24 protein-coding genes are annotated in these 24,883 nt (G+C 71.9%); 20 read left to right on the forward strand and 4 right to left on the reverse strand.

Going from position 1 to position 24,883, the window contains the following annotated elements:
• Window positions 1–138: 138 nt before the first annotated feature.
• The 7 genes from AB0E85_RS15430 to AB0E85_RS15460 all read left to right on the forward strand — a co-directional run bounded on the left by AB0E85_RS15430 (window position 139) and on the right by AB0E85_RS15460 (window position 8,318).
• Window positions 139–1,227 carry a LacI family DNA-binding transcriptional regulator gene (locus AB0E85_RS15430; RefSeq protein ID WP_361926602.1) on the forward strand — a complete coding sequence of 363 codons (1,089 nt, stop codon included), beginning with the start codon at window positions 139–141 and terminating at the stop codon, window positions 1,225–1,227.
• Window positions 1,228–1,609: 382 nt separating this feature from the next.
• Window positions 1,610–2,947: an extracellular solute-binding protein gene (locus tag AB0E85_RS15435; protein WP_361926605.1), complete on the forward strand. Its 1,338-nt coding sequence runs from the start codon at window positions 1,610–1,612 to the stop codon at window positions 2,945–2,947.
• Between the two features lie 8 nt (window positions 2,948–2,955).
• The gene (locus AB0E85_RS15440; protein ID WP_361926607.1) at window positions 2,956–3,840 is read left to right on the forward strand and encodes a sugar ABC transporter permease; all 885 of its coding nucleotides are present in this window, start codon (window positions 2,956–2,958) and stop codon (window positions 3,838–3,840) included.
• Window positions 3,840–4,754, forward strand: coding sequence for a carbohydrate ABC transporter permease (locus AB0E85_RS15445; protein WP_361926609.1), 915 nt, complete (start codon window positions 3,840–3,842; stop codon window positions 4,752–4,754). Before AB0E85_RS15440 ends, AB0E85_RS15445 begins: the two co-directional genes overlap by 1 nt.
• A gap of 96 nt (window positions 4,755–4,850) precedes the next feature.
• On the forward strand, window positions 4,851–6,443 hold the full coding sequence (locus AB0E85_RS15450; protein WP_361926612.1) for a glycoside hydrolase family 43 protein: 1,593 nt from the start codon (window positions 4,851–4,853) through the stop codon (window positions 6,441–6,443).
• 184 nt (window positions 6,444–6,627) lie between these two features.
• On the forward strand, window positions 6,628–7,671 hold the full coding sequence (locus AB0E85_RS15455) for a substrate-binding domain-containing protein (protein ID WP_361926615.1): 1,044 nt from the start codon (window positions 6,628–6,630) through the stop codon (window positions 7,669–7,671).
• Between the two features lie 221 nt (window positions 7,672–7,892).
• Window positions 7,893–8,318: a helix-turn-helix domain-containing protein gene (locus tag AB0E85_RS15460; protein WP_361926618.1), complete on the forward strand. Its 426-nt coding sequence runs from the start codon at window positions 7,893–7,895 to the stop codon at window positions 8,316–8,318.
• 36 nt (window positions 8,319–8,354) lie between these two features.
• On the opposite strand, the gene AB0E85_RS15465 is transcribed toward AB0E85_RS15460, so the two are convergent.
• The gene (locus AB0E85_RS15465; RefSeq protein ID WP_361926621.1) at window positions 8,355–8,894 is read right to left on the reverse strand and encodes a peptidoglycan-binding protein; all 540 of its coding nucleotides are present in this window, start codon (window positions 8,892–8,894) and stop codon (window positions 8,355–8,357) included.
• Window positions 8,895–9,273: 379 nt separating this feature from the next.
• Between AB0E85_RS15465 and AB0E85_RS15470 the strand changes: the two genes are divergently transcribed.
• Window positions 9,274–9,678 carry a VOC family protein gene (locus AB0E85_RS15470; protein WP_361926623.1) on the forward strand — a complete coding sequence of 135 codons (405 nt, stop codon included), beginning with the start codon at window positions 9,274–9,276 and terminating at the stop codon, window positions 9,676–9,678.
• On the opposite strand, the gene AB0E85_RS15475 is transcribed toward AB0E85_RS15470, so the two are convergent.
• Together AB0E85_RS15475 and AB0E85_RS15480 are read right to left on the reverse strand one after the other, a co-directional pair.
• Window positions 9,658–10,347 (reverse strand): helix-turn-helix domain-containing protein, encoded by a 690-nt coding sequence (locus tag AB0E85_RS15475; protein ID WP_361926625.1) that lies wholly within the window; start codon window positions 10,345–10,347, stop codon window positions 9,658–9,660. The two genes, AB0E85_RS15470 and AB0E85_RS15475, sit on opposite strands and share 21 nt — an antisense overlap.
• A gap of 56 nt (window positions 10,348–10,403) precedes the next feature.
• Entirely contained in the window at window positions 10,404–11,342 is a 939-nt protein-coding gene (locus AB0E85_RS15480) for an AraC family transcriptional regulator (protein ID WP_361926627.1), read from the reverse strand.
• 81 nt (window positions 11,343–11,423) lie between these two features.
• Between AB0E85_RS15480 and AB0E85_RS15485 the strand changes: the two genes are divergently transcribed.
• On the forward strand, window positions 11,424–12,293 hold the full coding sequence (locus AB0E85_RS15485; RefSeq protein WP_361926629.1) for an NmrA family NAD(P)-binding protein: 870 nt from the start codon (window positions 11,424–11,426) through the stop codon (window positions 12,291–12,293).
• A 13-nt stretch (window positions 12,294–12,306) separates the two neighbouring features.
• Here the strand turns inward: AB0E85_RS15485 and AB0E85_RS15490 are convergent, their stop codons facing one another.
• Entirely contained in the window at window positions 12,307–13,473 is a 1,167-nt protein-coding gene (locus tag AB0E85_RS15490; protein ID WP_361926631.1) for a YihY/virulence factor BrkB family protein, read from the reverse strand.
• Window positions 13,474–13,583: 110 nt separating this feature from the next.
• Between AB0E85_RS15490 and AB0E85_RS15495 the strand changes: the two genes are divergently transcribed.
• The 11 genes from AB0E85_RS15495 (at window position 13,584) to AB0E85_RS15545 (ending at window position 24,774) form a co-directional block, all read left to right on the forward strand.
• Window positions 13,584–15,218 carry an acyl-CoA dehydrogenase family protein gene (locus tag AB0E85_RS15495; protein ID WP_361926633.1) on the forward strand — a complete coding sequence of 545 codons (1,635 nt, stop codon included), beginning with the start codon at window positions 13,584–13,586 and terminating at the stop codon, window positions 15,216–15,218.
• A gap of 265 nt (window positions 15,219–15,483) precedes the next feature.
• Window positions 15,484–16,761, forward strand: a complete 1,278-nt coding sequence (locus AB0E85_RS15500) for a GAF domain-containing protein (protein ID WP_361926635.1) — start codon at window positions 15,484–15,486, stop codon at window positions 16,759–16,761.
• Window positions 16,762–16,936: 175 nt separating this feature from the next.
• A complete protein-coding gene (locus tag AB0E85_RS15505; RefSeq protein ID WP_361926638.1) occupies window positions 16,937–18,247 on the forward strand; it encodes a hypothetical protein in 1,311 nt (436 codons plus the stop codon).
• Between the two features lie 66 nt (window positions 18,248–18,313).
• Entirely contained in the window at window positions 18,314–18,886 is a 573-nt protein-coding gene (locus tag AB0E85_RS15510) for a GNAT family N-acetyltransferase (protein WP_361926641.1), read from the forward strand.
• A gap of 126 nt (window positions 18,887–19,012) precedes the next feature.
• A complete protein-coding gene (locus AB0E85_RS15515) occupies window positions 19,013–19,096 on the forward strand; it encodes a putative leader peptide (RefSeq protein WP_311241247.1) in 84 nt (27 codons plus the stop codon).
• A 127-nt stretch (window positions 19,097–19,223) separates the two neighbouring features.
• Window positions 19,224–20,921: a nitrite/sulfite reductase gene (locus AB0E85_RS15520; RefSeq protein ID WP_361926644.1), complete on the forward strand. Its 1,698-nt coding sequence runs from the start codon at window positions 19,224–19,226 to the stop codon at window positions 20,919–20,921.
• On the forward strand, window positions 20,918–21,238 hold the full coding sequence (locus AB0E85_RS15525; protein ID WP_361926830.1) for a hypothetical protein: 321 nt from the start codon (window positions 20,918–20,920) through the stop codon (window positions 21,236–21,238). Before AB0E85_RS15520 ends, AB0E85_RS15525 begins: the two co-directional genes overlap by 4 nt.
• Entirely contained in the window at window positions 21,235–21,945 is a 711-nt protein-coding gene (locus tag AB0E85_RS15530; RefSeq protein ID WP_355832421.1) for a phosphoadenylyl-sulfate reductase, read from the forward strand. The genes AB0E85_RS15525 and AB0E85_RS15530 overlap by 4 nt, the downstream gene beginning before the upstream one ends.
• 23 nt (window positions 21,946–21,968) lie before the next feature.
• The gene (gene cysC, locus AB0E85_RS15535; protein WP_361926647.1) at window positions 21,969–22,505 is read left to right on the forward strand and encodes an adenylyl-sulfate kinase; all 537 of its coding nucleotides are present in this window, start codon (window positions 21,969–21,971) and stop codon (window positions 22,503–22,505) included.
• A complete protein-coding gene (gene cysD / locus AB0E85_RS15540; protein ID WP_361926649.1) occupies window positions 22,502–23,437 on the forward strand; it encodes a sulfate adenylyltransferase subunit CysD in 936 nt (311 codons plus the stop codon). The genes cysC and cysD overlap by 4 nt, the downstream gene beginning before the upstream one ends.
• Window positions 23,438–23,439: 2 nt before the next feature.
• A complete protein-coding gene (locus AB0E85_RS15545; protein ID WP_361926652.1) occupies window positions 23,440–24,774 on the forward strand; it encodes a GTP-binding protein in 1,335 nt (444 codons plus the stop codon).
• Window positions 24,775–24,883: the final 109 nt, after the last annotated feature.

A 24,883-nucleotide genomic window follows, 5' to 3' on the forward strand; every position in this document is an offset into this window, starting at 1 on the left:
ACAGGCCCTCCAGCCCTGGAGCAACGATGGGATACGGTTTCCGCACGGAGCGGGCAGGACCCCGGCAGCAGGCGCGGCCCGGCCGGCCACCGACCGGACGACAACAGGCCGGGCCACTACCGCGAAGGAGCCGCAAGGGTGAGTCAGCGCAAGGCGACGAGTGACGCCGGCCGGGCGACCATCCGTGATGTCGCGGAGCGCGCGGGCGTCTCCGTGGCCAGCGTCTCCCGGGTGCTGTCCGGCAACTACCCGGTGTCGGAGGAGCTGCGCCGCCGGGTGATGAAAGTGGTCCGGGACCTGGACTACGTCACCAACGCCCACGCCCGTTCGCTGGCCGGCGGCGGTACACCGACGGTGGCGATCCTCATCAACAACATCACCGGTGCCGCCTTCGCCCATGTGGCGAAGGGGGTCGAGGGCGCCGCCACCCTGCGCGGCTGGCTCTCCCTGGTCGGCACGACCGGCGACGACCCCGAGCGGGAGCTGGCCCTGGTGAATCTGATGCGCCAGCAGGGCGTGGCCGCGGTGATCCTGCTCGGCGGGGCCTACGACTACGACGAGTACCAGCTGCGCATGGCCCGCTTCGCGCGCTCCCTGGACGCGGCCGGCTCGCATCTGGTCCTCGTGGGCCGGCCCCCGCTGGAGGGTGACGTCCCGGCGACGACCGTCGACTACGACAACGAGGGCGGCGCCTACGCGATGGCCAGCCACCTGCTGTCGGCCGGTCACCGACGCGTCCTCGTCCTGCCAGGACATGCCGAACTGACCACCGCGCAGGGCCGGTTGAAGGGAGCGCGGCGGGCTTTCGAGGCGTACGGAGTGCCGTTCGACCCGGGCATGGTGCGGCACGGCCCGTACGACTACGAGCACGGGTACGAGGCCGTCGAGGCGGCCCTGCACGACACCCCGGACTTCACCGCCGTGCTGGCGGGGACGGACGTGGTCGCGGCGGGCTCCATGCAGGCCCTGCGCGCGGCGGGTCTGCGGGTACCCGAGGACGTCTCGATCGTCGGTTACGACGACATCCCGCTCGCGTCCCAGCTCACTCCCCAACTGACCACCGTGCACGTGCCGTACGAGGAGATGGGCCGCGTCGCGCTGCGCGCGGTGGCAGACCGGCGCGAGGGCGGGGCGGGTCGACGCAGGAGTGCCGACGGCGACCACCTGGTGCTGGGCACGCACGTCGTGGTCCGCAACTCGGTGCGGCCGCAAGGTCAGCGCGGATAACGAGCAGACCTCGTTACGTAACCGTTTTCCGCTACCGTCACCCCTCGTTCGAGGCTGCGCCGGCCTGGCCGCCGCGGCATGGGCCGACACCTAGGGCACCGCACTGACCTGCGGTTATACGAGAACGTACGGGTGGACGCAGCCCGTCCGGGGACAGTCCCGCAGTCGGCCCCCGGGAAACAATTTTCCCGCACACCTCTTGCTAAGAGCCGAGTCGTCCGCCTACGGTCCCAGCAACCGCTTACTACAGCTTCTGCTTCCGCTTGGCCGAACCCCCCGCAACCGCGAGCCGACGTTTTCCGGCCGCCGTTCCTGGCCGGCACCACGAGCCGCCGCCGTCCTCTCGTTCTGAGAACGCCCTATTCCGAAGGATCACGGTCAGATGAACTTCACCAGCCCCCGGAGCAGGTTCGCCTCCGCCGCTGTCGCGGGCATCGCGCTGACAGGTCTGCTCTCCGCCTGCGGCGGATCCGGCTCGGGCGACGACGCCGCTTCGAAGTCCGGCCCCGTCACGCTCCCCTTCTGGGGCTGGGCCAACGGCCAGGAGGCGGTCGTCAAGGCGTTCAACGCCTCGCACAAGGACATTCAGCTGAAGTACACGAAGGTCACCGACCAGCTGACCATGCAGAAGCAGTTGACCAACGCGGTCAAGGCCGGCAACGCCCCCTGCCTGGTGCAGAACACCGCCGAGTACGTCACGAGCTGGGTGTCGCAGGGCGCCCTCGCCGACATCACGGGTTACGTCGAGGGCGAGAAGGGCGAGTTCAACACCGGCGCCTGGGCGAGCGCGCAGGTGCAGGGCAAGCTCTACGGCGTGCCCACCAGCTCGGCGCCCCAGTTCACGATCTACCGCACGGACATCTTCGAGAAGTACGGCCTCAAGCCCCCGACGACCTGGGACGACTTCATCGCCGCGGGCAAGGAGCTGAAGAAGCACAACATCAAGATCACCAACTACGCCGGTGAGGACCCGAGCACCCTGGAGGTGCTCGCGATGCAGGCCGGTGCGCACTGGTACGCGATCGACGGCGACGCCTGGAAGGTGAACTTCCAGGACGAGGGCACCCTGAAGGCCGCGAAGGTGATCCAGGAGATCATCGACAACGACCTGAACGCCAAGCTGTCGTTCGCCGACTACGCGGCCGTGCAGCGCAGTTACGACAGTGGTGCCACCGCGACCCGGCAGATCTCCACCTGGCAGATGGCCGGCATGGTGCAGAACTTCACCAAGTCCTTCGGCGACTGGGCGCTGGCGCCCTGGCCGGCGTACCGGGGCGAGGCGGCGAAGACGCCCGCCGGCACGAATCTGACCGGCGGTGTCACGCTGGTGACGAAGCAGTGCGCGGACCAGAAGCAGGCGGCTCAGGCGGCCCTGTGGATGTCGACGAACCCGGACGCGGTCAAGACGATGGCGAGCCCGGAGACCGGCAACGGCGTGATGCCGGCACTGAGGGACAGCGGTTCCTACGTCGGCGAGTCGATCTCGCAGAAGCTGCTCGGCAAGAACTACGAGCCGGCACAGAAGGTCGTCACGGACAGCCTGGGCACCGTCACCACCGACTGGACCTTCGGGCCCAACTGGACGGCGATGTTCACCGAGCTCCAGGCGGGGTGGGCCAAGGTCGTCAACAAGGAGCAGAAGGTCACCGACCTGCTCGCGCACATGCAGCAGTGGACGGTCAAGGACCTGAAGTCCCGCGGTATCAGCGTCAAGGGCTGAGGCACTCGATGATTCGGTCCATGCGCTGGAAGGGTGCCGCCTTCACGGTGCCCTTCCAGCTCGGCTTCGTCTTCCTGTATCTGCTCCCGATCGGCTACGCCGTCCACGAGTCGCTGTTCACGGAGAGGCAGTCCGGGCTCGGTCTCGGTGGCGCGACGACGGAGTTCGTCGGGCTCGACAACTACACCCAGGGGCTGACGGACTCGGCGTTCATGAACTCCATCCTGCGGGTGGTGCTCTTCGCGTGTGTCCAGATCCCGATGATGCTGCTGATCAGCCTGCTGCTGGCGCTGTTCCTGGACGCGCTCACGTCCAGGGCGGCGAGCAGGTTCCGGATCGTGCTGCTGGTGCCGTACATGATCCCCGGCGTGGTCGCGGCGATCGTGTGGGTCAACCTCTACAGCCCGGACGTCGGCCCGCTCACCTCGATCGGCAAGTCCCTCGGTCTCGACTGGAACTTCTTCGCGCCGTCGATGGTGTGGCCGGCCATCGGCAACCTGCTGACCTGGCACGGCATCGGCTACAACATGGTGATCATCTACTCGGCCCTGCAAGGTGTGCCGCGGGAGCTGTTCGAGGCGGCCCGGCTGGACGGTGCCTCGGAGCTGCGGATCGCGCGCAGCATCAAGATCCCGTTCGTGCGCGGGGCGCTGGTCCTGACGGGTCTGCTGTCGATCATCCAGATGCTTCAGATCTTCAACGAGCCGGCGTTGTTCCGGAACATCACGCCGCAGACGGTCAGCGACAGTTTCACCCCCATCATGATCATCTACAACCAGGCGTTCAACGCGGGCAACTACCACTACGCGGCCGCCCTGTCGGTGCTGCTCGCCCTGATCCTGGGCGTCGCCTCCTTCCTCTTCTACCGGCTCACCTCGAAGGAGGCCGACTGATGACGCTGACCGAGCAGACCGCCGAGCGGCCCGAAGTCCGCGGTGTCCGGAGGCTGACCCGGCCGGACCCGGCCGCCCGCGGGCGGGGCGGTCAGCGCTTCCTGCTCGTGGGGCTGGCGCTGGCCAGCGCCTACAGCCTGTTCCCGGTGTGGTGGCTGATCGTGGCCGCGACCAAGGACCGTACGGGGCTGTACCAGAGCAACGGCCTGTGGTTCTCGGGCTGGCACCTGTGGGACAACCTCCAGCAGGTGTTCACGTACCAGGACGGGATCTTCCTGCGGTGGACGGCCAACTCGTTCCTCTACGCGGGCGTGGGCTCGCTCGGCGGCACGCTGATCGCGCTCGCAACCGGTTACGGACTGGCCCGCTTCGACTTCCCCGGGCGCAACGCGATCTTCGCGTGCGTCGTGGGCTCGTTCCTGATCCCGATCGCGCTGCTGACGCTGCCGCTGTATCTGCTGTTCTCCGCGATCGGCTTGGTGGACACGCCTTGGGCGATGCTGATCCCCTGTCTGATCAACCCGTTCAGCGTGTACCTGGCCAAGGTGTACACCGAGGCGACGATCCCCTACGAGCTGCTGGAGGCCGCCCGGATCGACGGCGCCGGGGAGCTGCGGATCTTCTTCAGCATCGTGCTGCGGATGATGACGACGGGGGGTGCGACGGTGTTCCTGCTGGCCTTCGTGAACACCTGGAACGCCTTCTTCCTGCCGCTGACGGTGCTGCGCGGCAAGGAGAACTGGACGCTCAACCTCGGTCTTTACAACTGGACCGGCACGCGGCTGGAGTCCGGCATCGACCTGACCGGGCTGGTGCTGACCGGCGCGCTGCTGTCCATCGTCCCGATGGCGATCATGATGGTCGCGATGCGCCGCTACTGGCGCACCGGCGTGACGCTCGGCGCCCTCAAGTGATGCCCCTCCCCCTTGTCCCCCACCCGACTCCTGGGGGCCGCAGGTGACCCGACTCCCTGCGGCCCCCAGGGTGACCGACGCTCCGGGAGCCCTCGCGTGACCGTTCTGCGCAACCCCGTCCTCCGCGGCTTCGCCCCCGACCCGTCCCTGGTGCGGGTGGGTGACTGGTACTACGTGGCGACCAGTTCCTTCGAGTGGTTTCCGACCATCCCGGTGCACCGTTCCCGGGACCTGGCCCACTGGGAGTACGCCGGTCACGTGCGGGGGGCGGTTCCGGGGGACTCGCTGGCCGGTGTGCCCGACTCGGGTGGCGTCTGGGCCCCGTCGCTGAGTTGGGACGGGGAACGGTTCTGGGTGACGTACACCGTCGTGCGCTCGGTCGGCACGCCGTACTTCGACCTCGACACGTACGTCTCGACCGCCGCCCGCGTCGACGGCGTGTGGAGTGCTCCGCGCCGGGTCGCGAGTCACGGTTTCGATCCGGCCCTGTTCCACGAGGACGGCCGGCTGTGGCTGCTGAACCTTCAGAACGATCACCGGCCGGGGGGCGAGCGGTTCGCGGGGATCGTCGTCACGGAGCTGGACCGGGCCACGCTGGAGCCCGTCGGCGGGACGCGTCTGCTGCTCCGGCACGACCGGTTGATCGAGGGGCCGAAACTGCTGCGGCGCGACGGCTGGTACTACCTGCTGGTGGCGGAGGGCGGCACCGGCTGGGAGCACGGGGTGCGGGTGGCTCGCGCCAAGGAGCTGACGGGGCCGTACGAACTCGACGCACGGCCGCTGCTGACGACCCGGGACGATCCGGAGGGGCCCTTGCAGAAGGCGGGGCACGGCGAGCTGGTGGTGACGCCGGACGGGCAGTGGCTGCTCAGCCATCTGACGGCCCGTCCGCTGCGCACCCCGCGGGGCCGCCGCTGCACGCTCGGCCGGGAGACGGCGATCCAGGCCGTCATCTGGGACGCGGACGGCTGGCCCCGGCTGCGGCAGGGGGGCTGGCACCCCGCGGTCCGGGTCGGCGTACCGACGCGGCCGCACCCGCTGCCTCCGGCCGCGCCGCCGGAGGGTCTGTCGTGGCCGTGGAGCACCCTGCGCGAACCGCCGGACCCGTCCTGGGCGGACACCGCGACCCGGCCGGGCTGGATCCGGCTGCGCGGCCGGCACGGGCCGGAGTCCCGGTGGGCGCCCGGGCTGCTGGCCCAGCGCGTCACCGAGCACCGTGCGGAGGCCGAAGTGACCGTCGAGGCACGGCCGGACACCTTCACGCAGGCGGCCGGGCTGGTGCTCTGGTACAACCCCGAGGCGTATCTCGCCCTGGACCTGACGTGGGCGGAGCCGGAGGGCGAGCCGCAGCGCGGCCAGCAGTGGGACGGGTCCCCGGGCCGTACGGTGCTCAGCCTCGTCGAACGCGACGAGGACGGTGTGCGGCAGGCCGCCGTCGTCGAGGTGTCCGCGGACGGGCCGGTGACGCTGGGGGTGACGGTGGAAGGGGCCGACGCACGCTTCTGGTACGTACGCGAGGGGGTGCGCACGGCGATCGGGCCGGCGCTGGATTTCGGCCGGCTCTCCGACGACCACGGCTCCGGGCTGCGGTTCACGGGGGCGATGGCGGGGATCCACGCCAGGGACCTCGTGGACGCGGCGTTCACGGCGGACTTCACCGGGTTTCGGCTGACCTGCACACCGGGCTGAGCGAGTTGTTCGGGGTTTCGAAAGTTTTGACCGGCGGGAAGCGGTGAATTCACTTCTCTTCCACCCGTCCTGCGCCGCACCTACAGTAGGAAGCGCTTTCTGCCCGGCGTCCCCGTGTCCGCCGTGCGCAGAGCTGGTCGAAACTTTCCACGGCCCTCGGGCGGGCCGGAGAGGTGGGTTCCCGATGGTCCGTACGGCGAGTGCGAGCGCGGCTGCCGGTCCGACGCTGGCGGTCGTGGCGCGCGAGGCGGGGGTGTCGGTGCCGACCGCGTCGAAGGTGGTCAACGGCCGCGAAGACGTGGCGCCCGAGACCCGCCGCCGCGTCACCGAGGCACTCGACCGGCTCGGGTACGTGCGCAGACCCCGCTTCGACGCGGCGAAGGCACCCCGGCTGGTGGATCTGGTCGTGCACTCGCTGGAGAGTTCCTGGTCGGGTGCGGTGCTGCACGGGGTGGAGGACGCGGCGCACGACGCCGGCCTGGAGGTCGTGGTGTCGGCGGCCCTGATCCGCTCCCGGGTCGGCCGCCCGGAGCGGGGCTGGCTCGACAAGCTGGTCGTCCGCGGTTCCTCCGGGGTCCTGTTCAACCTGGCCGAGCTCAGCGACTCGCAGTACGCGTGGCTGGAGCAGCACCGCATACCGTTCGTGATGATCGACCCGGTGCAGGAACCGCCGGAGGGCGTGGTCTCGGTGGGCGCCGCGAACTGGCAGGGCGGTCTGACGGCCACGGAGCATCTGCTGTCCATGGGGCACGACAGGATCGCGGTCATCGCCGGTCCTCGGCGCACGATGTGCAGCAGCGCGCGGGTCGCCGGATACCGCTCGGCACTCGCGTCGGCCGGGGTCCGGCACCGCGCCGAGTACGTGCGGCACGCCGGTTTCGACGAGAGCGCGGCCCACCGCCGCATGCTGGAACTCCTCGACCTGCCCGAACCGCCGACCGCCGTCTTCGTCTGCTCGGACCGGATGGCGCTGGGTGTCTACCAGGCCCTGGCCGAAAGGGGGTTGGGGGTCCCGGACGACATCAGTGTGGTCGGCTTCGACGACCTGCCCGAGGCCCGCTGGGCCTCCCCCGCCCTGACCACCGTCCGCCAGCCGCTGTCCGAGATGGCCGCGACGGCCCTGCGGTCACTGCTGCGCATGATGGACGGGCACCGTCCCGAGAGCACGCGCACCGAACTGTCGACGCGGCTGGTGGAACGGGCGAGTACGGCGGCGCCGCGCGCGTAGGAGTGCTCCCGGCCGCGCCCGGCGGTCGGCTCCCCGCGGTCGCCCCGACCGGCGCACAGGGCCCGGCCCGTGGTCGCACGGGCGTCGGGCCGCGCACCCCTCGTACGCGTCGCGCGCCCGCCACCCGGGGGAACTGGCCGGGACGGGCCGGCGTCGAACGGTGCGGTGGGGAGGGGCCGGTGTCCGGGGGCGGGGCGGCGGCGAGCAGTGGGGGGACGACCATGACACGCTGGCGGCCGCTTCCGGACGTACTGCCGAGGGAGGCGCGGCACCTGGTCGAACAGCTGCGGGCCCTGAAGGACCGCACCGGGCTGAGCCTCGCGGAGCTGGCCCGGCGGACCGCCTACAGCAAGTCGTCGTGGCAGCGGTATCTCAGCGGGGCCAAGCAGCCGCCGCGGGGAGCGGTGCAGGCGCTGTGCCGGGTGGCGGGGGCCGACCAGGCGCGGCTGCTGGCGCTGTGGGACCTGGCCGACGCGACGTGGCCCCACGGGGTGCCGGTGGCGGCCGGGCCCGCGGGGCCGGTGGCGGACGCGCCGCCGGCCGGTGCCGAGTACCGGCGCTGGCGGGCGGCGGCCCTGGTGTCGTTCGGGGTCATCGTCGTGCTGCTGGCCGGGCTGTTGTGGATGCTGCCCTCGGGGAGCGGATGACCGTCACGGCCGGCCGCTCCCCCGGCGACGGCCGGCTCAGCCGACCGTGCGGTAGTGGGCGTACTTCCACGGCCCGACGTTCTTCAGCTTCACCTGGTACTTCCCGCCCACGCGCTTGAAGTTGACGTTCCGCACGAGGCCCTTGTACTGGACGATGTTGCCCGGGAGGCTCTGGAGCCGGGTCTGGGCGAAGTCCCAGCTCTCGCTGTCGACGGTGCCGTCGGTCTCGGGGAGGTTGTGCCGGCTCTGCCACCACTGGGTGGCCGACTCGGTCTCCGGCCCGAAGGAGCCGTCGATCCGGCTCTTCCTGAAGGGCTGCCACTCGCCCTCGTCGTCCTCCCACTCGGCGCCGTCCGCCCACAGCACGGTCTCCCACAGGGCGATGGCGTTGCCTCGGGAGTAGGCGTCGACGCCGAGATTCTCCTCGTCCTCCCAGTCGTTGGTCACGGCACCCTTGCCGTCGATGCCGAAGTAGGCGGGCGCGGCGTTCGCCGCCGGAGCCAGGGCGATGCCGGTCCCCCCGGCCCCCAGCAGCACGGCCGTCGCCATCGCCACGGCCCGATTGCGCATGCTCATGCGGTTGTCCTTTCCGAACCGCCGTCCCCCGGCGGGTTTCCCCTGGGGCGGCTCGTCTCGTCTGGCACGGCACAGCCTCAGGGGCCGGCGGCACCCGCGGCGAGCCCTGCCGGCGTCCCGGGGCCGTCCTGGGACGGTTCAGGCGCGGTGCGGCGGCGTCCCGGCCGGAGACGGGCCGGCGGGGACCGCGTCCGGGGCGGAGGGCCGACGGCGGCGGGCGCGGCGGCCGCGTCCGGGCGCGGTCCGGGCGGCGGGAGCAGCCGGGCCGTCCAGGTGATGCCGCCCGGGAGGCCGGGCGCAGCCGACGGGCACCCGGGGGGCGGCACAGGGCGTCCGTTTTCTTCAAGACCGGGCGTGCGGGCCTGCCTACGGTGGCTCCATGACTGCACGATTCGATGCCATCGGCCTGGTCGTCTCCGACATGGCCGCCTCCGTCGCGTTCTACCGCCGGATCGGGTTCGCCTTCCCGGACGGTGCCGAGAACCAGCCGCACGCCGAGGCGGAACTGCCGGGCGGGCTGCGGCTGTTGCTGGACACCGAGGAGACGGTCCGCTCCTTCCTGCCCGGCTGGCAGCCGCCCGCCGGCGGTGGCCGGACCTCGCTGGCCCTGCGCTGCGACGGACCGGAGGAGGTGGACGCGCTGTACGACGAACTGGTCGGCTCGGGCTGTGAAGGCGAGCTCAAGCCGTGGGACGCCTTCTGGGGCCAGCGGTACGCCGTGGTGCACGACCCGGACGGCAACGGGGTGGACCTGTTCGCCCCGCTAGCCGCCGCTGCCGAGTAGCTCACCCAGCGGCAGACCCGCCAAGTCCCTTACGTCGCGGGCCAGATGGGCCTGGTCGGCGTATCCGGCCCGGGCGGCCGTCTCCGCGAAGGGCACACCGGCCCGGGCGAGTGCGAGGGCGCGGCGCAGCCGCAGGATGCGGGCCAGGGTCTTGGGGCCGTAGCCGAAGGCGGAGAGCGAACGGCGGTGCAACTGGCGCTCTCCCAGACCGAGTTCGTCGGCCGTGGCGGCGACCGGGCGGCCCGCGTCGAGGGCGGCGACGATCTGCCGGAGCAGCGGGTCGGGGGGCTCGGCACCGGCCGCACGCCGCAGCGCCAGTTCCTCCAGGCCGCTCGCCGGGTCGGGGGCCGCGTTCACCCGGCCGGACATGCGCCGTACCTGCGCGGCCGGCCACAGGTCCGCGAGCTCGACGCGCCGGTCGCGCAGTTCGTGCGCCGGCACGCCCAGGAGGGTGGGGGCGGTGCCCGGGTAGAAGCGGACACCGGCCCAGGGGCCGGACACCCCGTCCGGGAGGTACGCGCGGGTGTCGGGCCCGGCGACCATCAGCCGCCCGTCGTGCCACAGCAGATCCATGCACCCGTCGGGCAGGACCCGCGCCACCCCGGGCCGCGACGGGGTGTTGGTCCACACGACCGCCCCGGGCAGCCGCGACGTCCGCTCCACGTACACGAGGGCCAGGCTACGCCGTGCCGCGGCGGCGGGCGCGAGGATCAGCACCGGTGCCGCTACGCCACCCGCCGCCCCCGGTACTCCACCGGGCTCATCCCGTACGCGCGCTTGAACGCCGTCGACAGGGCGAAGGCGCTGCCGTAGCCCACCCTGCGGGCCACCGCGTCGAGGGTGTCGGCGGAGTCGCGCAGCCGGTCGGCGGCGAGGGCGAGGCGCCAGCCGGTCAGGTAGGTCATCGGGGGTTCGCCCACCAGGGCGGTGAAGCGGCGGGCCAGCGCCGCCCGGGAAACCCCGGCCTTCGCGGCGAGCGAGGCGACCGTCCAGGGGTGGGCCGGGTCGTCCTGGAGCAGGCGCAGCACACGGCCGACGACCGGGTCGGCGAGGGCCCGGTACCAGGCCGGTGCCTCCGCCTCGGGGCGGGCGAACCAGGCCCGCAGCGCGGCGATGACCAGCAGGTCCAGCAGCCGGTCCAGGACGACCTCCTGCCCCGGCTCGTCCCGGACGATCTCCTCGGTGAGGTACGGCGTGAGCGGGCAGTCCCACACGTCGGACGTGAGGGTGAGCAGCGGAGGCAGGGCGTCCAGCAGCCGTCCGCCGACCTCGCCCCGCACCGGGTAGGTGCCGATCAGCATCACGGTGTCCCCGTCGGGCCGGTCGCCCCAGGTGCGCACGCCGAGGTCCATGGAGCCGTTGAGGGGCCGTCCGTCGGGGTAGCGGCACTCCTGGTGCGGCAGGATCACCGCCTGCGGGGGCGTGCCGGGGTCGTCCGCGCAGGTGTACGGGTCCGGGCCGCGGGCGATGGCGAGGTCGCCGGCCCCGATCCGCGTCCGCTCGCCCCGGTCGGGGACGATCCAGGCCTCGCCTCGGACGACGAGCATCACGGTGAGTGGGGCCCGGTCCTCCACGCGCACCGCCCACGGCGGGTCGAAGCAGGCCCTGATCATGAACGCGCCCCGTGCGCGGGGCCCCTCCAGCAGACCGGCGAGAGCGTCCATGCGGCCAGCATAGACGCGGGCGTATGGGAATGAGCCGTTCAGCGATGGTTCCGTGCGGCGTACGGCAGTTGACTCGACGGCATGACGAACACAGCGGAGAACACGGCGCGGAACAGTGCACGGAACACGCAGGTCAGGACGGTGGTGGTGACGGGCGCCACGGGGCGTACCGGGAGCCGGGTGGCGCGGGCCGCGCGGGCGGCCGGGCTCACGGTCCGGGCGGCTTCACGTGCGACGGGCTTCGACTGGTGGGACGCCTCGACCTGGGCGGACACCCTGCGTAGCGCCGACGCGGCCTACCTCGCCCATCCCTCGGACGTCGGCTCCCCGGGCGCCGCGGAGGTGGTCGGCGCGCTCGCGCGGGAGGCGGCCGGGCTCGGCGTGCGGCGGCTGGTGCTGCTGTCCGCGCGGGGCGAGGACCAGGCCCTGCCCACCGAGGAGGCGCTGCGCGCCTCGGGGGCGGACTGGACGGTCGTGCGGGCGGCGTGGTTCGCGCAGAACTTCAGCGAGGGGCCGCTGGTGGCGGAGCTGCGGGAGCGCGGCGAGCTGGTGTTCCCGGCCGACGAGGTGCGCGAGCCGTTCCTCGACGTGCGGGACGTCGCGGACGTGGTGGTGCGCGTGCTGACCTCCGACGACCGGTACGTGGGGCGGATCCTCACCCTCTCCGGGGCCCGGCTGCTGACCTTCGGGGAGGCCGTCGCGGAGATCGCCGCGGCGACGGGGCGTCCGCTGGCGTACCGGGCCGTCTCGACGCGGGACTACGGCGAGGCGCTGGCCGGGTTCGGCGTGCCGCCGGAGGAGGTGGCGGCGATGACGGAGATCTTCGGCACGCTCCTCGACGGCCGCAACGCGCACCTCTCGGACGGTGTGCGGGAGGTGCTGGGCCGCGCGCCCCGGGACTTCGGCGACTTCGTGCGCGAGGAGGCCGCGGCCGGGACCTGGAAGGCCTGAGGGCCGGTGGCCGTCACTGGTCCTCGGGCGGGGGCCCCTCCCCGTTGACCTGGGTGCTCTTCAACTGGGTGTTCTTCACGTGGGTGCTCTTCACATGGGTGCGCAGGCGGGCCGACACGTCCTCCGGCGGCAGGAAGCGGGACCAGCGTTCCGGGAACTCGGAGGGCATGTCCGGGTCGGCCTCGCCCGCGGCACCCGCGCGGGCCACGTACTCGGCGACCTGGGCCTGCCGCAGCCGCTCGTTGGCCTCGCGGGCCGCGGCCGTGGCGGCGGCCGGCCAGACCCGGTCGATGGCGGCGTTGACCGCGGCCCCGACCAGGACGGCGAACGCGGACACACCGATCCACAGCAGCACGGCGACGGGCGCGGCGAGGGAGCCGTAGATGGTGGGGCCCTCGACGGTGCTGGTCAGGTAGATCCGCAGCAGGAAGCTGCCGAGCACCCACATGCCGAGGGCGACCAGCGCGCCGGGCACGTCCTCGATCCACGGGGAGCGGACCGGGACGGACACGTGGTACAGCGTCGTCAGGAAGGCGATCGACAGGAGGATCACCGTGGGCCAGTAGAGGACCTGTACGACCGTCGTCGACCAGGGCACGACGTCCACCACGGCGTCGGGCCCGGCCACCATCAGCGGCAGCGCGACGGAGCCGATCAGCAGGGCCACGATGAACAGCAGGAAGGCCAGCAGGCGGGTCTTGACGATGCCCCGGACACCGTCGAGGCCGTACATGACGGTGATGGTGTCGATGAAGACGTTCACCGCGCGGGAGCCCGACCACAGGGCGAAGAGGAAGCCGATGGAGATGACGTCGGGCCGGCCGCCCTTCATCACGTCGTGCAGGATCGGCTGGGCGATCTCGCGGACGCCCTGGTCGGACAGGACGGTGCGGGATGCCTCCAGGAGGTTGGTCTGGAGGCTCTGGATGGTGTCGGCGCCGGTCCAGGCGTCGACATAGCCGAGCAGTCCGATCATGCTCAGCAGCAGCGGCGGCACCGACAGCAGGGTGAAGAACGCGGCCTCGGCCGCGAGGCCCAGGATCCGGTACTCGATGCAGGAGTTGACGGTGTCCTTGAGCAGCAGCCAGGCGGTCCTGCGCTTGGAGACGTTCCGGTAGAGGGCTCGCGCCCGGTGGAGGCGCCCGGAGGGTGTGTCGGGGGTGTCACTTGCTGGCTGCACCCCCTAACGGTATCCGCCGGGCCGGGTCCCACTCACCCACAGGCCGGGTCTTCGCGGACCGGGCCGGGTTCGCTGGTGACCAAGGTGCTACCGCGGGGTACTTTCGCAGCATGGCAGGCAGCACGCACACCGTGACGAACCAGGTCCCGCCGCTGGTGGGGTACGACGTCTTCTCCGCGGACCGGGCCCTGTCCGACGCGGTCGCCCGGCATCTGGATCCGGACCTGCGTGAGGAGGTCCTCGGCGAGCTGTCGGCACTGGGCCGCACCTCCGGCTCGGCGCAGGTTCAGGACTGGGGCAGGCTGGCCAACGAGAACCCGCCGCGGCTGCTGACGCACGACCGGTACGGCAACCGCGCCGACGAGGTCGAGTTCCACCCTTCCTGGCACCGGCTGCTCGGCAAGGGCGTCTCCGCGGGCCTGACGGCGGCGTGGGACCGGCCGGCCGGGCACCTGCGGCGGGCCGCCGCCTTCGTGGTGTGGACGCAGGTCGAGGCCGGCAACGGCTGCCCGCTGTCGATGACGCACGCCGCGGTGCCCGCCTTGCGCACCGACCCGGAGCTGGCCGCCGAGTGGGAGCCGCGGCTGACCTCCATGGTCTACGACCAGGAGCTGCGGCCCGCGCACCTCAAGGCCGGGGCGCTGTTCGGGATGGGGATGACGGAGAAGCAGGGCGGCAGCGACGTGCGGGCCAACCGCACGTCGGCGCGGCCCCTCGCCGAGGACGGGACGTACGAGCTGACCGGCCACAAGTGGTTCTGCTCGGCGCCCATGTCCGACGGTTTCCTGGTGCTGGCGCAGGCTCCGGGCGGGCTGACCTGTTTCCTGGTGCCGCGGGTGCTGCGGGACGGCACCCGCAACGTGTTCCGGATCCAGCGGCTCAAGGACAAGCTGGGCAACCGGTCCAACGCCTCCGCCGAGGTCGAGTTCGACGGGACGTGGGCGCGCCGGGTCGGCGAGGAGGGGCGCGGGGTGCGCACCATCATCGAGATGGTCGCGGCGACCCGGCTCGACTGCGTGCTCGGTTCCGCCGGGCTGATGCGGCAGGCGGTGGCGCAGGCGGTGCACCACTGCACGTACCGCGAGGCGTTCGGCGGGAGGCTCGTCGACAAGCCGCTCATGCGCAACGTCCTCGCCGACCTGGCACTGGAGTCGGAGGCGGCGACGGCTCTGGCGCTGCGCCTCGCGGCGGCCTGGGACGACGGCGGCGAGCAGGAACGGGCACTGCTGCGGATCGCGGTGCCGGCCGCCAAGTACTGGGTGACCAAGCGGTGCCCGCCCGTTGCCGTGGAGGCGGCGGAGTGCCTCGGTGGCAACGGGTACGTGGAGGAGTCCCCGATGCCGCGGCTGGTGCGCGAGTCGCCGCTGAACTCGATCTGGGAGGGCGCGGGCAACGTCCAGGCGCTCGACGTGCTGCGGGCGTTGCAGCGGGAGCCGGGCGCGCTGGACGCGTATCTGCGCGAGGTCGGGCAGGCGCGGGGCGCCGATCACCGCCTGGACGCGGCGATCAAGGACCTGCTGACCGAACTCGCCGACCTGGAGGGCGTGGAGGGGCGGGCGCGGCGGCTCGCGGAGCGGCTCGCGCTGGTGCTCCAGGGTTCGCTGCTGGTCCGGTTCGCGCCACCGCAGGTCGCCGACGCGTTCTGCGCGGGGCGGCTCGGCGGCGACGGGGGCGCCGCCTTCGGGACGCTGCCGCACACGCTGGACCTGGCGTCGGTGGTGGAGCGGGCGCGGCCGGTGTGCTGATCCGGCGGGCCCTCGCGCGCGTGCGCGAAGGAGCGGGGGTGGTGCTGCGCCGACACGGCACCACCCCCGCCGCACGGGCCCGTTCGAGCCGCTGAACGCCGCTCGGGACGGCGCCGCTCAAGTTTCGGACACGGGCGGGCCGTCCACCAGGGTTGCAGGGGGTTGCAACTTGCTGCTGACTGTGTGCGGAGTGTGCGCGCGCCACCGGGGGCAGGCGGCACTATGAGACACACAGTCAGAAAGCGATTCCGGGGGGCGCACGCGCATGGACGTCACTCACTTGGCCGCCGTCGACAGCACGCGCGCGGCCCGGGTTCTCCAGCAGGTCCGCTCGGCGCGGCTGGCCGGGCAGCCCGCTCCGGTGGCGCCGCGTCCGGTGATCGAGCGGTCCTGGGAGCGGATGATGCGCAGCGGTGTGGATCCGGACCACGACGTCCGGGCGGATCCGCTGTCCCGAGAGGAGGTGCAGCGGCGGCGCGAGACATCGGTTTTGCGCCATGTGCTGCCGGTGCTCCGGGAGGGGCTGCTGGCGGCCGCGGACGTCGCCCACCACATCATGGTGGTGGCCGACGAGGACGGCCGGGTGCTGTGGCGCGAGGGCAGCCCGCCGGTGCTGCGCAGGGCCGACGGGCTGGGTTTCGAACTCGGCGCGGACTGGCGTGAGGACGTCGTCGGCACCAACGGTCTCGGCACCCCGGCGGTGGTGCGCCGGCCCGTGCAGGTCTTCGCCTCCGAGCACTTCGTGCGCTCCCAGGCCGGCTGGACGTGCGCGGGTGCCCCCCTGACGGATCCGCGGGACGGCCGGCTGCTGGGCGTGGTGGACGTGAGCGGCCCGCTGGAGACGATGCATCCGGCCACGCTCGCCTGGGTGGGCTCGGTGGCCCGGCTCGCCGAGGCCCGGCTGCGGGAGATGCACACGGAGTCGCTGGAGCGGCTGCGCGCGGTGGCGGCGCCGGTGCTGGCCCGGATCGGCGGCCGTGCCCTGGTCGTCGACCCGGACGGCTGGACCGCCGCGGTCAGCGGGATGCCGTACGCGCGGCGGGTGGCCCTGCCGAAGTCGCTGTCGGCGGGCCCGAGATGGCTGCCGGCGCTCGGGCTGTGCTCGGTGGAGCCGCTGGCCGGGGGCTGGCTGGTGCGGTCGGCCGAGGACGAGCCGGTGCCGCGCGGCCCGGCCAGGATCGTGCTGGACCTCCGGCAGGCGCGGCGCTGGTCGGTGGAGGTGCTCGCCGGGGCGGGCTCATGGACCCGGGAACTGAGCCCGCGGCACGCCGAGTTGCTGTATCTGCTCGCCGTTCACCGCTCCGGGCGCAGCGCATCGGGCCTGGCCGGGGACGTGTTCGGCGATCCGGCCCGCACGGTGACGGTGCGTGCCGAGATGTCGCGGGTGCGGCGGTACCTGGGGGCGTTCCTGGAGCACCGGCCGTACCGGTTCGCCGAGGACGCCGAGATCGAGGTGCTGCTCCCGGACGACCCGCGGGATCTGCTGCCGCACTCGACCGCACCGGCGGTGAGCGGGCGGCGGGGATCCGCAGCGGCGCCCTGAGGTTCACCGCGAGTGCCGTACAAGGCGACCCGGGGGGTGCATCTTTCGCATATTTGCAGGGTCTTCGTCCCGTGCACCGTTCACCTGCCGTAGCATCCCTCTACGGGCCACCCCACCTGCTCCTCCGTCAACGTGCGGATCAACAGGCGCAGTTGGTCCGTCTCGGGAGGACGTTATGAAGCATCGCGGCAGACACCGGCGGCGCAGGCGGGGCAGGGCGCTGCGCGCGACCCTGGCCGGGACGGCTCTCGCGCTCACCGCCGCCGCCACCCTGATCAGCGCCTCGCAGGCCACAGTCGCCGACGCCCCCGGGGCTCTCAAGCCGGTCTCCGCGTCCGACGGTGCCGGGCGGTTGCCGCTGGCCGAGCACCGGGTGCCCGGGCGGTGGCTGGACCGGCTAGCGTCGGAGATGGGCCGGCCAGTCGGCGTCGGCACGGTCCTGGAGAACGCCGACCGCCCGCTGCGGGATGCGGCCGACTGCCCGGCCTCCGAGAAGCACGCTCTGCCGGTGGAGCCGGCGGCCACGCGCGCGTACTGCTTCGACGGCTCCGGCACCCGGGGCTGGCGGGCCGGCGCGGTCACGACCTCGGGCGACGCGGACGACGACGGCCGCTGGGGCGCGAACCGCGTGATCCTGTCCGGCTGGACCCGGGGCGCCGAGGGCGGCTCCCTGGACGGCCCGGCCCCCGGGCAGGGCCTGGCCAAGGTCGCCTTCGTCGACGCGAACGATCCCGGGGCGCCGCGCTACACGTGGGCCCTGCTGGCCGTCCCGGTGGACGGCGGCCGGGACTACCGGGGGCTGGTCTCCCCGCTGTCCGGCATGGTCTGGTACCAGGACAAGCTGCTGGTGACGACCCGCGAGGGCGACCGGAACGCGCTGTACGTGTACGACATGGACCGCATCCAGCGCGCCACCGTCGAGTCCGACGCGGTCGGCCGGGTGCGGGGCGGCTGGGCCGCGCAGGGTTCCCGGTTCGTGCTGCCGGCCGTCGGCTCGTACACGCTGCCCGGCGGGGAGGACGCGGCCCGCCCGGCCACCGTCTCCCTGGACCGCAGCACCTCTCCCGACAGTCTGGTCGCGAGCGAGTGGGTGCCGGCGGACGGCGACCGGCGCACCCGGCTGTGGCGCTACGCGCTGAGCCGTGACCCGGCCCGCTCCGGCCTGCTCGCCACCGACTCCGCCGGGGACGCGGACCCGGTCGAGGCGTACGAGACGAAGACGGCCGATGTGCGGGGCGTGCTGGCCCATCGCACCGGCTGGTACCTGGACCGGGCGTCGGGCAGCCCGGGCGGGCACGGCACGCTGTGGCGCCAGGACACGGACGGCGCAGGGGCGGCGGAGTGCGGCACGGACGGGACGCGGCATTGCTGGAGCGGCCGGTCGGGTTCCCTGTCCTACTGGGAGGAGACCGGCGAGGTCTGGTCCCAGTCGGGGCGGATGCTGTTCGCGGTGCCGCTGACGTCGATCGAACGGGCGCTGGACTGACGGGGGCGGGCCGCGGGGCGCGGGGCCGATCGACAGACTGGAGGGTCGGATGATTTTCTGGCCCGCATGACCACCATCGCCGTGACCACCTGGTCCCTGGAGCAGACCGCCCCGACCGACCTGCTGCCGGCCGTCGCGCCGGACGGGGACGTCCGGGTCGTCCGCTCCGAGGTGCCCTCGCCCGAGTTCAGCCGGTTCCTGTACGCGTCGGTGGGCGGCGACATCCTCTGGACGGACCGGCTCGGCTGGCCGTACGCACGCTGGGTGGAGCACCTGGAGCGGCCCGGGGTGGAGACGTGGGTGGCCTACGACCGGGGCTCGCCGGCGGGGTACGTGGAGCTGGAGGCGCAGGACGACGCGGTCGTGGAGATCGTCTACTTCGGGTTGCTCCCCGCCTTCCGGGGGCGGCGCATCGGCGGGCACCTGCTGTCGTACGGCACGGCCCGGGCCTGGGACCTCGCGGACCGCTGGGCGGGTCTGGCGCCGACGAAGCGGGTGTGGCTGCACACGTGCAGCAAGGACGGCGAGCACGCGATGGACAACTACCTGCGGCGGGGCTTCAAGCTGTTCGACACCAAGGTCGAGGAGGAGGCGGAGGCCGCCGCTCCGGGACCGTGGCCTGGGGCGTTCCCCGTCTGACCTGGACGGACACCGCAGGACCGCTCGATGTGACCTACAACACCCTTGTCTTACTCTGCGAGACAAGGGTGTCCGCATCTTGGACGAAGCTGGACTGTGTCCAGATCGCCGTGACACGCTTCCGTCATGTCTGGAACTGGAATTGCCTTGGTGAGTCGGCGGCACGTCGACCTCGGCCGCATGTCCAGCGCCATCTGTCCGGCGCACTGAGCGTACTCAGCCCGCGCCCGACATCCTCTTCCTCTTCTCCTTTCCCGCGCAATGAAGCGCATGTATGCCCATGCGCGCACGCGCAGGTCAGAGCCGCATTCCCGCCTGTCCGAAGGACGTATCAACCATGGCCGCCACCCCGCAGAAGCCTGCCGCCGCGACTCCGCGCCGCAAGGTGAGCCGTCACCGCGGTGAGGGTCAGTGGGCCGTGGGGCACCACACCCCGCTGAACGGCAACGAGCAGTTCAAGAAGGACGACGACGGTCTCAATGTGCGGACACGCATTGAGACGATCTACTCCAAGCGCGGCTTCCACTCGATCGACCCGAACGACCTGCGCGGCCGCATGCGCTGGTGGGGTCTGTACACCCAGCGCAAGCCCGGCATCGACGGCGGCAAGACGGCGATCCTGGAGCCGGAGGAGCTGGACGACGAGTACTTCATGCTGCGCGTCCGGATCGACGGCGGGGCCCTGACCACCCGGCAGCTGCGGGTCATCGGCGAGATCTCGCAGGAGTTCGCGCGCGGCACCGCCGACATCACGGACCGGCAGAACGTCCAGTACCACTGGATCCGGATCGAGGACGTGCCCGAGATCTGGAACCGGCTGGAAGGCGTGGGCCTGTCGACGGTCACCGCCTGCGGCGACACCCCGCGTGTGATGATCGGCTCGCCGGTGGCGGGCATCGCCGAGGACGAGATCATCGACGGCACCCCGGCCCTGGAGGAGATGAAGCGCCGCGTCCTGAACAACCCGGCGTACTCGAACCTCCCCCGCAAGTTCAAGACGGCGATCTCGGGCTCGCCGGTGCTGGACGTGGTGCACGAGATCAACGACGTCGCGTTCGTCGGAGTCGTCCACCCCGAGCACGGCCCCGGCTTCGACGTGTGGGTCGGCGGCGGCCTGTCCACCAACCCCAAGCTGGGCGTGCGGCTGGGCACCTGGGTGTCGATCGACGACGTCCCGGACGTCTACGAGGGCGTCATCTCGATCTTCCGCGACTACGGCTACCGCCGGCTGCGCACCCGCGCCCGTCTGAAGTTCCTCGTCGCGGACTGGGGCGCCGAGAAGTTCCGGCAGGTCCTGGAGGACGAGTACCTCAAGCGCAAGCTGGTGGACGGGCCCGCCCCGGAGCAGCCGTCCCAGCTGTGGCGCGATCACATCGGTGTGCACCGGCAGAAGGACGGCCGGTTCTACGTCGGTTTCGCCCCGCGGGTGGGACGCGTCGACGGCGCGACGATCACGAAGATCGCCGACCTCGCCGAGGCCCACGGCTCGGGCCGGGTGCGCACCACCGTCGAGCAGAAGATGATCGTCCTCGACGTCGAGGAGAACCAGGTCGACTCGCTCGTCGAGGCCCTGGAGGCGCTCGACCTCACCGCCCGGCCCTCCTCGTTCCGGCGCGGCACCATGGCCTGCACCGGCATCGAGTTCTGCAAGCTCGCCATCGTCGAGACCAAGCAGCGCGGCTCGCAGCTGATCGACGAGCTGGAGCGCCGTCTGCCGGACTTCGACGAGCCGCTCACCATCAACCTCAACGGCTGCCCGAACGCCTGCGCCCGTATCCAGGTCGCGGACATCGGTCTCAAGGGCCAGCTCATGCTCAACGACCAGGGCGAGCAGGTCGAGGGCTACCAGGTGCACCTGGGCGGCGCCCTGGGCCTGGAGGCCGGCTTCGGCCGCAAGGTCCGCGGTCTGAAGGTCACCTCCGAGGAACTGCCCGACTACGTCGAGCGCGTCCTGAAGCGGTTCCAGGCCGAGCGTGAGGACGGCGAGCGGTTCGCCGCGTGGGCGGCGCGGGCCGACGAGGAGGCCCTGTCGTGAGCGAGCGGGCGGCACCGTTCTACTGCCCCTACTGCGGCGACGAGGACCTGCGTCCGAGCGAGGCCGCGGAGGGCAGGCACGGCGCGTGGGAATGCGCGGCGTGCAGCCGGGCCTTCTCGCTGAAGTTCCTCGGGCTGCTGGCCCAGGGCGTGAGCCGGAGGAGCGCGTCGGTGTCGAGTGGCCGAGCGCGCGGAGGCCCCGACGAAGGAGGGGCTGAGCACGGTCGGCTGCTCGACACCGACTTCGGCGCTCCGGAGGCGAACGCCGTTCACAAGAGGGGCGCGAAGCGATCCGATTCCGGAGGGGCACAGATATGACGACCGCTCAGGAAGAGCGCACCACCGAAGACCTGAAGCAGCTCGCCGAGCAGGCGGGCCGCGATCTTGAAGACGCCTCCGCGCTGGAGATCCTCCAGTGGGCGGCGAAGACGTTCGGCAAGCGGTTCTGCGTGACCTCCTCCATGGAGGACGCGGTGGTCGCCCATCTCGCCGCCCGTGCGATGCCCGGCGTCGACGTGGTCTTCCTCGACACGGGCTACCACTTCGAGGAGACCATCGGCACCCGCGACGCGGTCGAGGCCGTGATGGACGTCAACCTCATCACGCTCACCCCGCGCCAGAGCGTCGCCGAGCAGGATGCCGAGTACGGCCCGAAGCTCCACGACCGCAACCCCGACCTGTGCTGCGCACTGCGCAAGGTCCAGCCGCTGGAGCAGGGCCTGAAGGACTACCAGGCCTGGGCGACCGGCCTGCGCCGCGACGAGTCACCGACCCGGGCGAACACCCCGGTGGTCGGCTGGGACGAGAAGCGGCAGAAGGTCAAGATCTCCCCGATCGCCCGCTGGACCCAGGACGACGTGGACGCCTACGTCACCGAGCACGGCGTGCTGACCAACCCGCTGCTGATGGACGGCTACGCCTCCGTGGGCTGCGCGCCCTGCACCCGCCGGGTCCTTCAGGGCGAGGACGCGCGCGCCGGCCGCTGGGCGGGCCGCAGCAAGACCGAGTGCGGGCTGCACGGATGACGACGACGATTCAGGAGAGTGACGTGACGACCGGAGCCACCGTCTGGCTCACGGGTCTGCCGAGCGCCGGCAAGACCACGATCGCCCACGAGCTGGCCGCCCGGCTCCGCGAGGAGGGCCACCGGGTCGAGGTGCTCGACGGCGACGAGATCCGCGAGTTCCTCTCGGCGGGTCTCGGCTTCAGCCGCGAGGACCGGCACACCAACGTGCAGCGCATCGGCTTCGTCGCCGAGCTGCTCGCCCGCAACGGTGTGCTCGCCCTCGTCCCGGTCATCGCGCCGTACCAGGACAGCCGGGAGGCGGTGCGCAAGCGCCACCAGGCGAACGGCACGGCGTATGTCGAGGTGCATGTCGCGACGCCCGTAGAGGTGTGCAGCGAGCGTGACGTGAAGGGGCTGTACGCCAAGCAGGCCGCGGGCGAGCTCACCGGGCTCACCGGGGTCGACGACCCGTACGAGGCGCCCGAGTCGCCCGATCTGCGCATCGAGTCGCAGAACCAGACCGTGCAGGAGTCCGCGGCTTCCGTGTTCGCCCTGCTGACCGAAAGGGGACTGGCATGACGACCGTCGCCACCGTTTCCGACGAGACCGGCAGCCCCTACGCGCTGTCGCACCTCGACGCCCTGGAGTCCGAGGCGGTGCACATCTTCCGCGAGGTGGCGGGCGAGTTCGAGCGGCCGGTGATCCTCTTCTCCGGCGGCAAGGACTCCATCGTCATGCTGCACCTGGCGCTGAAGGCCTTCCGGCCGGCGTCGGTGCCGTTCTCGCTGCTGCACGTGGACACCGGGCACAACTTCCCCGAGGTCCTCGACTACCGCGACCGCACGGTCGAGAAGCACGGGCTGCGGCTGCACGTGGCCTCCGTGCAGGACTACATCGACCGCGGTGTCCTCAAGGAGCGCCCGGACGGCACCCGCAACCCGCTCCAGACGCTGCCGCTGACCGAGAAGATCCAGGCGGAGAAGTTCGACGCCGTCTTCGGCGGCGGCCGCCGCGACGAGGAGAAGGCCCGGGCCAAGGAGCGGGTGTTCTCCCTGCGCGACGAGTTCTCCCAGTGGGACCCGCGCCGCCAGCGCCCGGAGCTGTGGAACCTGTACAACGGCCGGCACGCGCCCGGTGAGCACGTCCGGGTGTTCCCGCTGTCCAACTGGACCGAGCTGGACGTGTGGCAGTACATCGCCCGCGAGGGCATCGAGCTGCCGCAGATCTACTACGCGCACGAGCGCGAGGTGTTCTCCCGCAGCGGTATGTGGCTGACCGCCGGCGAGTGGGGCGGGCCGAAGGACGGCGAGAGCGTCGAGAAGCGGCTCGTGCGCTACCGGACCGTGGGTGACATGTCCTGCACCGGCGCGGTGGACTCCGACGCCGACACCATCGAGAAGGTGATCGTGGAGATCGCCGCCTCCCGGCTCACCGAGCGTGGCGCCACCCGCGCCGACGACAAGATGTCCGAGGCCGCGATGGAAGACCGCAAGCGCGAGGGGTACTTCTAGAGATGAGCACCATCACCACCGAGGAACTCGCGGAAACGACGCTTCTGCGGTTCGCCACCGCCGGCTCCGTCGACGACGGCAAGTCCACCCTCGTCGGGCGGCTGCTGCACGACTCCAAGTCGGTCCTGACCGACCAGCTGGAGGCCGTGGAGCGGGTCTCCGCGAGCCGCGGCCAGGAGGCCCCGGACCTCGCGCTGCTCACCGACGGCCTGCGGGCCGAGCGGGAGCAGGGCATCACCATCGACGTGGCGTACCGCTACTTCGCCACGCCCCTGCGGCGGTTCATCCTCGCCGACACCCCCGGCCACGTGCAGTACACGCGCAACATGGTCACCGGCGCCTCGACCGCCGAGCTGACGGTGATCCTGGTCGACGCCCGCAACGGCGTGGTCGAGCAGACCCGCCGGCACGCGGCCATCGCCGCCCTGCTGCGCGTGCCGCACGTGGTCCTGGCCGTCAACAAGATGGACCTCGTCGGCTACGAGGAGACGGTGTTCGCTGGTATCGCCGAGGAGTTCACGGCGTACGCGACCGAGCTGGGTGTCCCGGAGGTCACCGCGATCCCGATCTCGGCGCTCGTCGGCGACAACGTGGTGGAGCCGTCCGCGAACATGGACTGGTACGGCGGCCCGACCGTGCTGGAGCACCTGGAGACGGTGCCGGTCAGCCACGACCTGAGTCACTGCCACGCCCGGCTGCCCGTCCAGTACGTGATCCGGCCGCAGAACGCGGACCACCCGGACTACCGGGGTTACGCCGGTCAGATCGCAGCCGGTTCCTTCCACGTGGGCGAGTCCGTCACGGTGCTGCCGTCGGGCCGCGCCTCGAAGATCGCCGGCATCGACCTGCTGGGCGAGCCGGTGGACGTGGCCTGGACGACGCAGTCGGTGACCCTCCTGCTGGAGGACGACATCGACATCTCGCGCGGCGACCTGATCGTGCCGAGCAAAGACGCGCCCGCGACCACACAGGACATCGAGGCGACCGTCTGCCACGTCGCCGACGCCCCGCTGACGGTCGGCCACCGGGTGCTCCTCAAGCACGGCACCCGCACGGTCAAGGCGATCGTCAAGGACATCCCGTCCCGTCTCACGCTCGACGACCTGTCCCTGCACCCGCACCCGGGACAGCTCGTCGCCAACGACATCGGCCGGGTGAAGGTCCGTACCGCCGAGCCGCTGCCGGTCGACTCCTACGCCGATTCGCGCCGTACCGGCTCGTTCATCCTGATCGACCCGAACGACGGCCAGACCCTCACCGCAGGCATGGTCGGCGAGTCCTTCGCGGCCCCGGAGCCGGTCAAGGACGAGTCCGAGGACGACGGGTGGGACTTCTGACATGACCTCCCCCGACTTCTACTCGATGTTCGCCAAGGAGGGCGGCCGCGTCGGCAGCGGTGCTCTCGGCAGCGGGCAGGGCGGAGTCGCGCGATGTGTGCGCTGACGT

This window comes from Streptomyces sp. NPDC029044 (genome assembly GCF_040637495.1).
Taxonomy (GTDB): domain Bacteria; phylum Actinomycetota; class Actinomycetes; order Streptomycetales; family Streptomycetaceae; genus Streptomyces.